Origin of the sequence: Xenorhabdus bharatensis (assembly GCF_037996705.1) — a bacterium.
In the GTDB taxonomy this organism is placed as follows: Bacteria; Pseudomonadota; Gammaproteobacteria; order Enterobacterales; family Enterobacteriaceae; genus Xenorhabdus; species Xenorhabdus bharatensis.
Window position 1 is genome coordinate 19,885 of sequence record NZ_JBBMXG010000024.1, and the last position, 15,211, is coordinate 35,095.

The 15,211-nt window shown below is 42.3% G+C and carries 13 protein-coding genes and 1 other annotated feature; of the genes, 3 read left to right on the top strand and 10 right to left on the bottom strand.

Features of this window, described 5'->3' with window-relative positions:
- Positions 1-129: 129 nt before the first annotated feature.
- Both yciA and AAC855_RS18365 read right to left on the bottom strand, forming a co-directional pair.
- Positions 130-564 carry an acyl-CoA thioester hydrolase YciA gene (gene yciA, locus AAC855_RS18360; RefSeq protein ID WP_340611486.1) on the bottom strand — a complete coding sequence of 145 codons (435 nt, stop codon included), beginning with the start codon at positions 562-564 and terminating at the stop codon, positions 130-132.
- Positions 565-643: 79 nt separating this feature from the next.
- A complete protein-coding gene (locus tag AAC855_RS18365) occupies positions 644-1,180 on the bottom strand; it encodes a septation protein A (RefSeq protein ID WP_340611487.1) in 537 nt (178 codons plus the stop codon).
- 263 nt (positions 1,181-1,443) lie between these two features.
- On the opposite strand from AAC855_RS18365, the gene AAC855_RS18370 reads away from it, so the two are divergent.
- Positions 1,444-3,150: a SulP family inorganic anion transporter gene (locus AAC855_RS18370; RefSeq protein WP_340611488.1), complete on the top strand. Its 1,707-nt coding sequence runs from the start codon at positions 1,444-1,446 to the stop codon at positions 3,148-3,150.
- Positions 3,151-3,188: 38 nt separating this feature from the next.
- On the opposite strand, the gene AAC855_RS18375 is transcribed toward AAC855_RS18370, so the two are convergent.
- Positions 3,189-3,926: a YciC family protein gene (locus AAC855_RS18375; RefSeq protein ID WP_340611490.1), complete on the bottom strand. Its 738-nt coding sequence runs from the start codon at positions 3,924-3,926 to the stop codon at positions 3,189-3,191.
- A 301-nt stretch (positions 3,927-4,227) separates the two neighbouring features.
- On the opposite strand from AAC855_RS18375, the gene ompW reads away from it, so the two are divergent.
- The gene (gene ompW, locus AAC855_RS18380) at positions 4,228-4,869 is read left to right on the top strand and encodes an outer membrane protein OmpW (protein ID WP_340611491.1); all 642 of its coding nucleotides are present in this window, start codon (positions 4,228-4,230) and stop codon (positions 4,867-4,869) included.
- Positions 4,870-4,967: 98 nt separating this feature from the next.
- On the opposite strand, the gene AAC855_RS18385 is transcribed toward ompW, so the two are convergent.
- The 7 genes from AAC855_RS18385 to AAC855_RS18415 all read right to left on the bottom strand — a co-directional run bounded on the left by AAC855_RS18385 (position 4,968) and on the right by AAC855_RS18415 (position 12,309).
- On the bottom strand, positions 4,968-5,282 hold the full coding sequence (locus AAC855_RS18385; RefSeq protein WP_340611528.1) for a BON domain-containing protein: 315 nt from the start codon (positions 5,280-5,282) through the stop codon (positions 4,968-4,970).
- 343 nt (positions 5,283-5,625) lie between these two features.
- Positions 5,626-6,432 carry a tryptophan synthase subunit alpha gene (gene trpA, locus AAC855_RS18390; protein WP_340611492.1) on the bottom strand — a complete coding sequence of 269 codons (807 nt, stop codon included), beginning with the start codon at positions 6,430-6,432 and terminating at the stop codon, positions 5,626-5,628.
- The gene (trpB, locus tag AAC855_RS18395) at positions 6,432-7,625 is read right to left on the bottom strand and encodes a tryptophan synthase subunit beta (RefSeq protein WP_340611529.1); all 1,194 of its coding nucleotides are present in this window, start codon (positions 7,623-7,625) and stop codon (positions 6,432-6,434) included. The genes trpA and trpB overlap by 1 nt, the downstream gene beginning before the upstream one ends.
- Positions 7,626-7,771: 146 nt before the next feature.
- Positions 7,772-9,136, bottom strand: a complete 1,365-nt coding sequence (gene trpCF / locus AAC855_RS18400; RefSeq protein WP_340611493.1) for a bifunctional indole-3-glycerol-phosphate synthase TrpC/phosphoribosylanthranilate isomerase TrpF — start codon at positions 9,134-9,136, stop codon at positions 7,772-7,774.
- Between the two features lie 2 nt (positions 9,137-9,138).
- A complete protein-coding gene (gene trpD / locus AAC855_RS18405; protein WP_340611494.1) occupies positions 9,139-10,137 on the bottom strand; it encodes an anthranilate phosphoribosyltransferase in 999 nt (332 codons plus the stop codon).
- Positions 10,138-10,153: 16 nt separating this feature from the next.
- Positions 10,154-10,750, bottom strand: coding sequence for a glutamine amidotransferase-related protein (locus AAC855_RS18410; RefSeq protein WP_340611495.1), 597 nt, complete (start codon positions 10,748-10,750; stop codon positions 10,154-10,156).
- Positions 10,750-12,309, bottom strand: a complete 1,560-nt coding sequence (locus AAC855_RS18415) for an anthranilate synthase component 1 (RefSeq protein WP_340611497.1) — start codon at positions 12,307-12,309, stop codon at positions 10,750-10,752. The genes AAC855_RS18410 and AAC855_RS18415 overlap by 1 nt, the downstream gene beginning before the upstream one ends.
- 39 nt (positions 12,310-12,348) lie before the next feature.
- Positions 12,349-12,449, bottom strand: a sequence feature (Trp leader region).
- A gap of 308 nt (positions 12,450-12,757) precedes the next feature.
- Here AAC855_RS18415 and AAC855_RS18420 point away from each other — a divergent pair.
- Positions 12,758-15,199: a hypothetical protein gene (locus AAC855_RS18420; protein ID WP_340611498.1), complete on the top strand. Its 2,442-nt coding sequence runs from the start codon at positions 12,758-12,760 to the stop codon at positions 15,197-15,199.
- Positions 15,200-15,211: the final 12 nt, after the last annotated feature.

Genomic DNA, 15,211 nt, shown 5'->3' on the forward strand with positions numbered 1-15,211 from the left:
CTTGAAAAACGAAGTGTGTAGGATGTTATATTCTGCGATCTTTAATCTATATATTGGTCAATAAAAAGGAGCGCATTTAATGCACTCCTTTAATTCATTGTGGTTCACATTTCCAATGCGTAGCGACTTTTAGTTGCTGTTACTGCTTTCCAGCTTGAAATTTCTTTTTCCTTCCGGTAACGGGCGGGAAGTATTATTTTCATTAACGGCGACATAAGTGAAAACAGCATCAGTGGCTCGATAACGTTGCCCGACGGGTTCAGAAGCGACTTTTTTCACCCAGACTTCAATATGAATGGTAATGGATGAATTCCCCGTTTTCAGACAACGGGCATAACAGCAAACGACGTCACCTACCGCGACCGGTTTTAGAAAACTGATGCCATTAACGCTGACAGTGACTACGCGTCCCATTGCAATTTCTTTTGCCAGAATGGCGCCGCCAATATCCATTTGGGACATTAGCCAGCCGCCGAAGATATCCCCGTTGGCGTTAGTGTCAGCTGGCATAGCCAGTGTACGGAGAACCAATTCTCCGTTTGGTAAGCATTGTTGTTGTGTCATTAGAAAAACTTGCTTTATTTGGTGAAGACAACAATACCTGCCAATAATCCGGCAGGTATCCATATGAAAATCATTGTTATTATTCTTGTTCGCGGGGCAGATGGCGGTAGATATATATCACACTCAATACGGTAAAGACCAGTGTTAATGCCGTTAGCCCGAATACTTTAAAATTCATCCAGACATCCATTGAGAGCCAGAAAGCGACATAAATATTTGCTAATGCGCAAAGGATAAAGAAAACTGCCCAAGCGGTATTCAGTTTGTTCCAGATTGCATCAGGTAACTCCAGTTCTTTACCTAACATTTTTTGGATTAATGGTTTTTTCATCACCCACTGACTGACAAGCAGAGCCAGTGCAAAAATGGCATAAATGACGGTTACTTTCCATTTAATGAATAAATCGCTATGGAAGGTTAAAGTCAGTGTGCCGAAGACAGCGGTTATTGCAAATGTAATTAAAGATGATTTTTCAACTTTGCGATACATCACATAGGTGATAACAACAGCTAATCCTGTAGCAGCGATCAATGCGCCTGAAGCATAGAAAATGTCATACATCTTGTAGACGACAAAAAAAACGACTAATGGTAAAAAATCGAGAAGTTGTTTCATAAAATTAGCTCACTGTAATACACATGATGGCAGGTTTCTGAATTTATGCCAGAGTGTATCAGATCTTAATAAAATGGTTTAAAGAAAAAGATTGTCAAGGAAAGGGAAGCGTTGTGGGCTTTGATTTGACCTAGCATTATACTGTATCTCGTTTATGAGAGGTCTGTATTTCTAGATTGTATAAGATGACTGATTATATAACTCATTGATTGCTTGGTGATGAATCGTGTAAACCGTTGCGTAAGGCCATGTTGAGGAAAACTATGCTGGGGAAAAGGTTATATCGCTGGATGCCGGGCTTGGAGAGTCTTTGTAATTATCGGAAAGAGTATTTTAGCCATGATATACGAGCAGGCTTATCGGTTACCGCAGTCGCTTTACCTGTTGCCATTGCTTATGCTGAATTAATGGGCATAAGTGCCATCATTGGTCTGTATGCCTGTATTTTACCAATGTTTGTTTATGCGCTGTTCGGGACATCCCGCCAGTTGATCATCGGCCCCGATGCGGCAACGTGTGCTGTTATTGCCGCTGCGGTCACTCCTCTGGCTTTTGGAAATGCCGATGTTCGCTGGCAGCTTGCCATTATAATGACATTAATGACAGGCGTCTGGTGCATACTGGCAAGCCATTTTCGACTGGGAACATTTGCAGATTTTCTGTCGCGCCCCATCTTAAAAGGTTTTATCAATGGGGTTGCCATTACCATTATGGCGGGTCAGATTACTAAAGTATTCGGGATTTCTGGTTTGCCTTCGGAACTGATTGAGCAGTTGATTGCATTGCCGCATAAGTTACTGGAATCTCATTGGCCGACAATCGGCATGTCTGCAATGACCTTATTTGTCCTGCTAAGTGTTCGCTTCCTGCGTCCGGGATGGCCGGCTCCACTGTTGGCGATGATAATATCTACCTATGTAAGCTGGCAATTTCAGTTAAATCAGTATGATATTCAGATTGTGGGCTACATGAAAGATGGCTTGCCGATTGTGCCAATGCCTGAATTCGAGTTCGGTAGTCTCCGTGATTTAGTCGTACCTTCTATTAACCTTGCTGTTATCAGTTTTGTCAGTTTTATGATAACAGCGCGTAGTTTTGCCAGTAAAAACGGTTATCAGGTAGATGCCGATTCAGAACTACGGGCATTGGGTATTGCCAATATTGCTTCATCATTATCACAGGGATTTGCTGTCAGCGCGGCCAGCAGTCGTACCGCAGTCAATGATGCAGTCGGTGGCAAAACACAGATGGTATCGATAATTTCTGCAATCGCGATATTGCTGGTATTACTTTTTATGACGGAATTTCTGTCATATATTCCATTATCGTCATTGGGCATTGTGCTGATATTTTCTACATGGTCACTACTCGGATTAAGAAATATCTGGTCATATCGGAAACGTAATCGTCAGGCTTTTATATTATCCATTTTTACCCTTGTTGCTGTTTTATTAGTTGGTGTGATTGATGGGATTGGTTTTGCGGTATTATTGGGGTTATTACAATTTCTGCGCATTATTTTTCGTCCTTCTGATCAGTTGTTGGGGATAAATGAACAGGGAATGATCCGCTCTATCAATCAGGGTAACAATATCGAGCCGGTCGATGGCATCGTTATGTATCGTTTTAACTCACCTCTGACTTATTTCAATGCTGGCTATTTTAAAAAACGGGTTTTACAACATGTAAATAGTGCCTTCAGGCGTCCGGAGTGGTTGGTGGTGGATGCAACAGTCAGCTTTACCCACGATGATGTCAGTGTGTTTGCTGTACTGGATGAGTTGATTACTGAACTGAAAAGAAAACGGATAACGTTAGTGCTTGCCGGTCGTAGCACTGAATTGAAGAACTGGATAAAACAGAACAAACTCAGGCGTAGTGATGAGGATTTAATTATTGTTCCCGATCTTTATTTTGCTATTCGTTTAATTCAGAGTAAAAAACAAGCGGAAGAAAGCCTCGCTGAATAGTGCGAGGCTGTTGGTTTAATATTTATTAGTTTTGTGGATTAGTTTTGTGGTCTAGCCAGCATATACAAACGGAATAGATAAATCAGCAAGATGGAAGACAGCAGATTATTTACGGTTAATAAGGCGATTTCCGGCATTTTCGATAAGCCGAATACAACAATCAGCTTCATCGCAAGAAATAGTAAGACGGCAGGAATTAACAGGCGGAAATTATCGAATGCTAATCTCCAGCTTTCCTGCATGGATGCAAATACGCCTTTGCCTTTCTCAAGTAACAAAATCGGAGCAAATGCAAACCCGATAGAAAACAGAACCCCCGGGACGAACATCAAAGCGTAACCCACCTGAACTAACAGGGTACAAATAAGTACCAGTAAAAACATCTTAGGGAGTTGAGTCAACGACAGTTGACAGGCCTGTAGTGCATTAGCCTGATGCCCGTTTGAAATAGCACTGATAAGTATTAATACACTGGCAGTCAGCAGAGTATCACCAAAGATATTGGAAAATAAGATCCCGCCAGCGGTGCGCATAAGCATCAGTTGTGCTTCTGGGGTTAATTGTTCAATAACGTTTTTAATCCCTGAATTCCCTGACTCCCTCAGAGTATCTTGCATATCAGTCAATAACTTAAGTTGCTCACCATCAGGAATAAGAAGGTAATTGAGCAGTGTAGTCACCAACGCGGCTAAAACAGAGAGTATGACAATGTTCAACAATTGGTGTTTAAAAAAGTTGAGGCTGTCACGATACAGGGTATTTGCCGTGATGGGCATGTAAATGGCTCCTATCAGATAAAACAATAATGATATTCAATTGTACCTCGTTCAACGGATTATTGGATAGCGAAAAGATAAAGCTGATAACTATTGTACAATTTTATTTATCAAAATTGGGGCGCGGGCAAAAACGTTTTGGGCGTGTGTCTATTTATATGAGAGCTGTATTAATCCGGTGGTAGCTGGTCAAGCTCTGATAGCGATATATTCAGTTAACTTTGACTTGGATCAATTCAAAATATCCCATAGGTGAAATAATAAATTTGTAACCACTAAAACTAAATAAATGGGATCGATAATGAAAAAGATTTCTGCGCTTGTCTTGGCTGCGGCAACGCTGGCCCCATCATTGACTTTTGCCCATGAAGCCGGTGATTTTCTGTTCCGTGCAGGTACTGCGACGGTAAGACCGCATACCGGCTCTGAGAATGTATTAAGTTTAGGTTCGTTTGATGTAAATAATAATACGCAATTGGGTTTAACTTTCGGTTATATGATCACCGATAATATTGGTGCTGAATTACTGGCAGCAACGCCATTTCAGCATAATGTCAGTTTACCGGGTGCCGGTGAGATTGCGAGAGTTAAACAATTGCCGCCAACATTAATGGCTCAATATTATTTTGGTGAGACAGAAAATGCATTACGTCCTTATGTTGGTGTAGGGATCAATTACACTACATTTTTTGATGAGAAATTTAATAATAATACTACGGTAAAATCCGCCAATTTAAATAGTCTGGATTTAAAAGATTCCTGGGGTGTTGCAGGGCAGGTTGGTCTGGATTATCAACTTGATAAAAATTGGATGTTAAATACTTCACTCTGGTGGATGAATATCGAAACCGATGTGAAATTTAAAGTAGGTGATGAAGAACACAAATATAAAACTCGTCTTGATCCTTGGGTATTTATGTTTGGTGTTGGTTATAAATTTTGATGATTTGATACAGTTAACCTGTGTGTTTGATATGAGAACCAGTGGGGCATTATGTGCCCCTCTTTTTTCAATGAATTTTCTACAATATATCCGTTTGATCAGCGGAGTTTTATCGAGTTAATAACCGTTTTAACCCCCGGAACACTTCTTGCGATCTGAATAGCCTGCCTGACCTCTTCAGGAGAACGTGCAAAACCACTCAATTGAACACGTCCTTTATAAGTTTCTACATTAATATCATTGGAATTAAGATTTTTCTCTTCAAACAGAGCCGTTTTTATTTTCGTGCTGATTACTGCGTCATCAATATAGTTTCCTGTACTTTCAGTCGTTGCCGTTGGAGCACATGCTGATAGCATGGCGGCAATAACAGTTGCGATAAGGAATGCGGAAATGGACTGTAATTTTTTCATCATGGTTCTCCGTTGATGTCAGGCATAATTTTGCGAAATGCGTTTATACACTTCGTCTTTCAAGTCGCCTCTTTGTTGGCTGCGCTCGCTCACCCCTGTCACATAGTTATCTATGCTCCCGGGGATTTACTCTCTTGCCGCCGCGACGCATCTTGAAATCCATTGTATATATTGTTCTCTGGTATTGATTTTTAACACATTAATGTGACAAGGGCTTTTTACCGGGGAATAATGTGATAGCAGTAATTAAAAAGTATTGTTGAAGATAAGGGAACTTACAAATAAATTGGATTTATGTTTTGGATCATTTCCCCCACGAATTGGCTTATGGGGGAAAACGGCATTATCGCAGGGTGGCTGATTTCATTGAATGAACAAATATTCTGAGCTTTTCTAACATAATCTGAGGTTGATGTAAATTATGCTCAATGATATTAACCACCGCTGATCCTGAAATAGCCCCGGCCGCACCACTGTTAATGACAGATGTCACTTGGGCGGGTTCGGAAATACCAAATCCCTGTATAGCCGGAGCAGCACGGTATTCTTTGAGTTTGTTGACCAGCTCCGTCAATGGATTTTTCATTCTATTTTGTATACCGGTAGTACCTGCTCTGGATAACAGATAAGTGTAACCGCGTCCGAATGAAGCAATCTCGCGCAACAAATTATCATCTGCATTGGGTGGGCAGATAAAAATAGGGGCAATATCATATTTTATGGCTGCCGAGTAAAAAGGACGTGATTCAGATAATGGCACATCTGCAATCAACACAGAATCAACCCCGGCATGTTTACAGCGAGCGTAAAATTCATCGATTCCACTGTGAAATACCAGATTTGCATACATGAGCAGACCGATGGGGATCTCTGGATATTTTGCCCGAATCTGTGCCAGTAATTCAAAACAACGTGTTGGCGTAACATGAGAAGACAGAGCACGCAGGTTAGCATTCTGGATAGTCGGCCCGTCTGCCAGAGGGTCGGAAAAGGGAATACCAATCTCCAGTGCGTCAGCGCCGCCAGCAATGAGAGCATCAATGATATCTAAGGATAATTCAGGATTAGGGTCACCGAGAGTCACAAAAGGAACAAAAGCCCCCTGATTTTGTTTCTCTAATTTCTTGAATAGCAATTCATAACGTTCCATCAGATTTCCCCCCTGGATTTCAAAATATCGTGAACAGTAAAGATATCTTTGTCGCCGCGACCGGATAAATTGACGATGAGTAATTGTTCTTTATCCGGTTCTTGCCGGATCATTTTCAAGGCATAGGCGAGGGCATGTGAAGATTCTAAAGCCGGGATAATTCCCTCGTTGAGACACAGAGCTTTGAATGCATCCAGTGCTTCATCATCTGTGATGGAAACATAATCTGCTCTCCCGATGCTGTTCAGGTAGGCATGTTGGGGACCGACGGAAGGAAAGTCTAATCCGGCAGAAATGGAATACGACTCTTCTATTTGCCCATCTTCTGTCTGCATAATTGGTGATTTCATGCCAAAGTAGATGCCCAGTTTCCCGTGTTTTAATGGTGCGCCATGTTCACCGGTTTCGATGCCATGCCCCGCAGGTTCAACGCCTATCAGGCGTACATGAGTTTCCGGAATAAATTCTGCAAATAAGCCGATAGCATTTGAGCCACCACCAATACAGGCAATAACCGCATCGGGCAGGCGTCCTTCCTTTTCCAGGATCTGAGCTTTGGCTTCTTCGCCAATCATGCGCTGGAATTCACGCACCATTGTTGGATAAGGATGCGGGCCAGCAGCAGTGCCAAGCAAATAATGCGCTTTATCATAGCTGCCGGACCAGTCACGCATGGCTTCGTTACAGGCATCTTTCAGTGTTGAAGACCCACTGTGAACGGGAATGACTTCTGCCCCCATAAGACGCATACGGAATACGTTGGGAGACTGGCGTTCAATGTCTTTTTCCCCCATATAGATACGGCATTTTAAACCAAGAAGGGCGCATGCCAGTGCGGTTGCAACCCCATGCTGACCGGCACCTGTTTCGGCAATGATTTCTTCTTTTCCCATTCGTTTTGCCAGTAATGCCTGCCCTAATACCTGATTGGTTTTGTGTGCTCCGCCATGAAGTAAATCTTCACGTTTCAGATATAAACGGGTTTTCGTGCCTTTGGTTAAATTCTGGCATAGTGTCAAAGCTGTCGGGCGACCCGCATAATTTTTCAGTAAGTGATGAAATTCCTGCTGAAATTCAGGATCATTTTTTGCCTCGATAAATGCGTCTTCTAATTGATCAAGGGCAGGGACGAGAATTTGGGGGACGAATTGCCCGCCAAAATCACCAAAATACGGATTTAATTTACTCATTATTTTCGTTTTCCACTTTCTGTCTGAATATTATTCCCATTCAACTTCAAGGTGCGTGTGATATCTTCCCGCGACGCGGGGAGATATCAGGACTCGCCTCATATTACCTGCTGGAACTTGAAGTTTAGCGAGTAGAGTTGTCTGAAATATTACGGGTAGCAGCGTAATTGTTGGAAGACTTGTTTTATTTTCTGACTGCTTTTAATCCCGGGTTGGAGTTCGACACCGGAATTAAAATCCAGTCCGTAACACCCTAATGCGGCGGCCTGCCGACAGTTTTCAGCATTTAAACCACCGGCGAGAACACTGTTATGTTGGAAACGTTTATCAATTAACTTCCAGTCAAATGTCTTTCCTGTACCGCCGAAACCATTATCCAGTAATAAGTGATCAATATTGGAGAGGCTGGAAAATACTTCAATTTTCGACATATCAACGGATTTCCAGATTTCACAGTGTTCCGGCAGTAAAGAACGAAGCGCATCAATGTAGTTCTGATCTTCATTACCATGTAATTGAACCGCCGTCAGTGAAAGCGCCCGGGCAGTCTGGCAGACAAAATTAACGGGCTGATTCTGGAATACGCCAACATATAATAAAGGAACTTCATTAATAATTTCTTGTGCTTGTTGCTGGCTAATTCTGCGTGGTGATTTTTCAGCAAAAATCAGGCCGCCATACACAGCTCCCGCCTGTAATGCCGCTTTTGCATCCTGTGGACGGGTCAAACCACAAATTTTATTGTCACCCAGAATTAAGCGCCGTAATGCAAGATCCAAATCGGACTGAGCCATTAAAGCACTGCCAATCAGAAAACCGTGCGCACATTCGCTTAAATCGCGTACCTGCTGGTGGCTGTGAATGCCTGATTCGCTAATAACGATAGTCTCTTTTGGCAAACCGGCTGCCAGCTTGCGGGTACGTTGTAAATCGATGGACAGATCGCGCAGGTCACGGTTATTGATGCCAATGACTTTTGCTCCCAGAGCAATTGCCCGGCTGCGTTCAGCCTCATTACTGACTTCCGTTAATACGCCCATATTAAGGCTATGCGCCAGAGCGGCGAGTTCGCGGTAGGCGTCATCGTCAAGTACGGAAAGCATCAGCAGGATGGCATCTGCCTGATAATAACGAGCCAGATAAACCTGATAGGGATCAATGATGAAGTCTTTACACAAAACAGGCTGGTGTACGGCTCCACTGACCATACGGAGAAAATCATAACTGCCCTGAAAATATTTTTCGTCGGTCAGTACTGAGATCGCAGCCGCATAAGGCTGGTAAGTTTTAGCAATGCGTACCGGATCAAAATCAGACCGAATTAAACCTTTTGAAGGGGACGCCTTTTTACACTCTAAAATAAAAACGGTCTGTTTGTGTGTCAGCGCCTGATAAAACCGGCGATGGCTCGGTACAACAGAATCCAGAAAACTCTCCAGCGGCTGTTCAGCCTTACGGGTGATAAGATATAACGCCTTATCCTCAACGATTCTCTGTAATACATTACTTTTCATGATTAAATCCCTGCTGCTAGTGCGATCACTTTTTCATAGGCCCGGCCGCTGTAAATCGCATCCAATGCCTGTTGCGTATTTTGCCGTAAATCTTCCTGACCATGTATTTTCATTAAAAGCGCAACATTGGCAGCCACCGCATCGACATGCGCTTTTTTACCTTGCCCTTGTAATAATAAGCTCGTCATATGGCGATTTTCTTGTGGCGTTCCCCCACTGAGTGATGACATCGGGTGATTTTGCAGCCCAAAGTCTTCTGCTGTTAACTGATATTGGATAATTTCACCTCGGTTAAGTTCAGCAATTTGAATCGGAGCGTGTAAAGCAACTTCATCCATGCCCCCGCTATGTACGACGGCAGCCCGCTGATAGCCCAATACCTGTAATGTTTGGGCAATAGGATTCACTAATTCCGGGCTGTAAACACCTATCAGGGCAAGAGGCGGGCGGGCAGGATTAATTAACGGACCGAGTACATTGAACAAAGTACGGGTTTTCAGTTGTTGGCGAACGTTAACTGCATGGCGAAATCCGCTGTGATACTGTGGGGCAAACAGAAAGCAGATACTAATTTCATCCAGTGCCCGGCGGGATTCTTCAGCACTGGCATTGAGTGCGATACCAAATTCAGCCAGTAAATCAGATGATCCTGAGCTGCTGGAAATGCTGCGATTGCCATGTTTTGCCACTTTAAGGCCGCAGGCGGCTGCAACAAAAGCGCTGGTTGTTGAAATGTTGATGCTGTTTGTTCCATCACCACCGGTTCCGACGATGTCACAGAAAGGGTAGTCAGGACGTGGAAATGGAGATGCATTGGCTAATAGTGCCTGTGCAGCCCCGGCAATTTCCTGAGGCTGTTCACCGCGGAGTTTCATACTGACTAATACGGCCGCGAGTTGAGGATCGCTCAGTTCACCGCAAATAATAGCCGTAAAAAGTTTTTGGCTTTCTTGCTGGGTCAGTGCTTGTGCACTAAACAGTTTTTCTAAAATTAATTGCATTTTCCCATCCTCCCTTTTATTGCTCCGATTCCGGCGAATTTAGCGCCCATGCCAGTGTTTGCTCAAGCAAGTGGGTTCCTTGTGTTGTCAGGATGGATTCAGGGTGAAACTGAAATCCACAAACGCGGTGACCGTCATGACGAACCGCCATTACTGTATCGTGACAATAAGCGGAAACAACCAGTGTTGCCGGAATGTTTACACCCACCAGTGAGTGATAACGGGCAACGGGAAGCGGGTTAGGTAAACCGGAAAACATAGCCAGCCCATCATGAGTCGCTAATGTTGATTTACCGTGCAGAATTTCACTGGCGGCTGAGATAGTGCCACCATAGGCTTCGATAATGGCCTGATGCCCGAGGCAGATACCGATCACGGGGATTTTTCCGATAACCAGTTGAAGTAATTGTGGCATACACCCGGCTTCTGAGGGTTTTCCGGGGCCCGGAGACAGCATTAGTAATGGTGATACCATACTTTCCAGTTGAGCCATGATTATCTCGGTGGATACCGTATTACGGTAGATAATAACCTGATGACCCCCACAGCGGAGTTGATCCACAAGATTGTAGGTAAAAGAGTCAACATTATCGATCAGAAGAATATTTGCCATCAGAATGTTACCTCCGTGTTATGAGCCTGAGCGATAGCGTGAATGACAGCTCTGGATTTGCTCTGGGTTTCCTGAACTTCGGATTGTGGGACGGAATCCAGAACGATACCGGCGCCGACCTGAACGGTCGCTTCTCCGTTTTCTACATAGGCAGAGCGAATCACAATGCATGTGTCAAAATCCCCTATGCCAGTGAAATAACCCACTGCACCAGCATAGCTGCCCCGACGTTCATTCTCATATTGTGCGATAAGTTGCATCGCCCGAACCTTAGGCGCACCTGTCAGTGTTCCCATATTCATGCAAGCCTGATAGGCATGGAAAATATCCAGATCATGGCGTAGTTTCCCGACTACCCGGGAAACAAGATGCATAACAAATGAATAGCGGTCAACTTTCATTAAATCAGCAACGTAGCGGCTACCCGGTTCACAAATACGGGCTATGTCATTACGGGCTAAATCAACTAGCATGACATGTTCGGATAATTCTTTAGCATCGGTACGCATTTCCAGTTCAAGCCGGCTATCCAGATCGGCGTTTAATTCACCACTGGTATTGCGTCCACGGGGACGTGTGCCTGCGATTGGATAAATTTCAATTTGCTGGCTGTCGGCATCATATTTAAGGGCACTTTCGGGAGAAGCGCCAAACAGACAAAAATCCTGATCCTGCATGAAAAACATATACGGGCTTGGGTTTAGTTTTTTCAGAGTGTGATAAGCATTCAGTGGGGCTGGGCAGGGTAGTGTAAAACGCCGGGATGGAACGACCTGAAATATATCACCACGCCGGATAAACCCCTGTAATTGCTGAACGATGTCGGCATATTGCTCATCACTCCGGTTACAGGAAATTTGTATATCAGGTAATGTTACGGGCGTTAAGGGTTGACGAGGCTGAGAAATGATGTTTTCCAGTGCAGATAAACGTTCGTCAAGGCGCTGTTCCTCTGCTTTTGATTCACCGAATAATGTCGTTTGCAACAGTGTGTGCTGATGTTGATGGTCGATCACCATCATGGTTTCTGCCAGATAAAAACAGAAATCAGGGCAACGTTGAGAGGTTTTGAGTATGGGAAGTTGTTCAAATTCTGCGACTAAATCATAGGAAAATAATCCGCCTGCAAAAATGGCATCAGAATCTTCAGCTAGGGTCGATAATTGAGTCAGAGCACGTAATGCATCAAAAACAGAATCGGCTTTTAAACGGCTGTCTTCATCTAAATTTTCGTTAATAACAGGAAATTGAGCCTGAAGAGTATGTGTTCCGAGAGTGATCTGGGCTTTTTCGGATAGCAGGTTGGCTAAGGTAGGCAGCAGATTTCTGCCATTTTCAGTCAACGCCGCAAAATCCACTTGTCGAGAATTAGCAGTAATACGCATAGCACTATCAATAATCAGTATGCTTTTGATCGCATTTTTACTGTTAACTTCCGCTGACTCTAACAATAATGTGGCTGGCCGATTATTGCATAATTCATTGAAAAGCAACGTTGGATCAGACTGGTAGACTGACTCTCGTTGATTTATCGAAATATTAAATTCCTTTCCCATCATACCCACCTCTTTTGTTATCTTTTTCTGCAGAAAATTGGTATAAAAAAACCCGCTTTTCAGAGCGGGTTATTGGCACTTTAGATCTCAACTTATGTGTGCTACTCAACCGCCCTGAATGGGAAGCCGAGCCACCAACGCATGTTTTGAGCTGCTTTCATAAGTGTGAGCATCGTAAGTGCCTTGTTAAAGTAGAGTGTTAGTAATATGTGTTCAACAAGCAAATCTTACGTACTAGTAAACTAGTTCTTCGTTTGCTTGTCAACCGTTTTTTGATGTATTTTTCTTCTGTGTATATTGAATGGGTTATATCGATCAGTAGTTTAAATCTATAACAGATGGCTCATTTTTTATAAATGCAATTGGTTGAATTTTATTCTTTATGAATTTATTGTGAATTACTTCTGTTGTTTTTCATCAACGGCATTATTTTTTAATGAGCTATTATCTTATGAAAAAAATAAACTTATATGCCATGTTGTTTTTTATTATTACAACTTTTTTTCATAACTCTAGTGCAATTGATTTAGATAAAAATGTTATTGTTCCCTATAAGATAAATAACCAAGATAATCCGCCGGGAAAACTATTTTTAGTGCCTCCTTCTTATTATTATAATGTGACGATTAAGAATGGGAGTAAATATGATAAATTAAATCTTTATAGAAATGATGACCATTGTATGTATAATTCAGGAGAAAAAAATATTGATTTGCAGGCAGGGGACAAAAAAACAGAACAAATTGAAATTAGAAACAGCGTTTTTTCTTTTCCTGTATGTTCTCAAGTAGCAAAAAGCATTAGTTGGACAGCAACAACTTATTTTAATAATAAAGAATATAAAAGTTGCTATGTTGATTTGACTTTTTCTTATAATCCGTTCCCGCTCCTCGGCCCAGGGATGGGTTGGTTTTACCATGTTGATACAGGGCGGGGATGTGGACTAGAAGTTTCCGCAGATTGTGGTGGTAATAATTGTTTAAATAATGATGGTACGCCTATTGCAAACGATTATAACATTACTATTACTATAAAAGATGATAATGATCCGAAGCCGCCAAAGCCAAGTTGGGATCCGCCGAAAATTACTTATCCTGACTGGGATGCAAGGTCACAAAATAACTATACAACAATTTTAGGAAAAGGACGTAATAAGGATGGAAGTTGGCCTGAGCTTTCCAGCGATTTTGATTATTCTGGGAACAATATTTATTATCCTACTCGGCCTACAGGTGATGCAGATAATTGGAAGGGACAAATTTGGTGGCCTTGTGAAATCCAAAGTTTCATTGTAATTAAAGACGTAGTTAATGCTGGTGTAATGTTATATGGTCCCTGGTGTGGTACAACGATTACTTCAATGAAAGATGGGCAAACTATCCCTGCCGGAAAATACAGTTTATCTGGTCTGGTTAATAGCGGTACGATTGATGAAGCAAAACGTATGCAGGTTAAAATTACGGGTTATAACCGCAATGGGACGATTTACTCACCAACAAAGAGTTATACGCCGACTGTTGATACGGAGACAAGTAAATGGAATCTGGAAGGCCTAGAGGCTGTTTGCTCCATTCAATATAAAGCTTCTTCATCTGCGTCCTCAGATACTGGTATGGTATCAAGGATGCCCGGTCTATCAGAAGTCAATTATTCTGCACAAAGTTGCCCGGCAAATATAACCAGCCCGAAACCTAATTCCACTGTTGACAATAACTATATTACCGTTTCAGGGAAAGGCCATACTGAAGATGATAAAGGTTGGCCTGCTTGGCCTGAGCTTGTTACCAGTTTCGATAGCAACAGTTATTCAACTCAGCCTACAGGTGATGGCGATAATTGGACTGCACATCTCTGGATGCCGTGCGGTATTACCGGCACAGTGAGTATTGCTGATATGGGAAACTCCGGTGTCACGTTTAATGGTCCCCTATGTGGAGAAACGATTACTTCAATGCAGGATGGGCAAATTATTACTCCCGGAAAATACAGTCTATCGGGTCGGATAAATAGCGATACAGCTGATGATGAAAAACATATGCAGGTTCAAATTACGGGTTATAACCATGATGGGTCGATTTATTCACCAACCAAGAGTTATACGCCGAATGTTGATACGGATACAGGCGAATGGAATCTAGAAGATATAGAGGCCGTTTGTTCCATTAATTATAAAGCACTGGTCTCCGACCCTTCATCAGAATTACAGGCCACTCATCAATCTCTCTTACCCGGAGGAATGCCCGGTAAAAAAGAAATAAGTTATTCTACGCAAGCCTGTTCTGTAAAGATAACTCAGCCGGAAAACGAGGAACTTGTTTCTTCAGACATTCAATATACTCAAGATACACAAAATATTCCAATTAAAGGTACGGTAAATGACGGGATCTTCGTCTATGTATCATACGATACTGGTGCTTCAGAGTCCTCACAATCGCCTGCCAGTTTTGCTAATGGTGATTGGAGCTATGAAGCTCAGGAAGTACCAATGGGTTTTATCACCATTAGCGCTGTTGGAAAAGACTCATCTGGTAATCTCCTTACCAATGAGAATGATAAAGTGGTAATACTGAGCTCTAAAAATTTTTCTGTATCACATCAAAACGACAGTGTTTATACAGAATTTTATGGAACATCTTTACCAACTATTGACGATGAAGAAAAATTTATAAATGCTGAAGTTGAAATATCACTTGATGGATTTGGTCTGTTAGAAGAAGCTAAATCTGATAAAAACGGTAATTGGAAATATGAATATAAAAATTATGCAAGTAGAGGGCAATATACATTTACCTTTGACGAAATGTCTAGTGATGATAATTATGAAGGTAGAGGTAAAAAAACTCTTAAATGTACAGGTAGCGATCGTGGAATGATTTGCGTTACTCAAAATTAATCATCGCCTTAA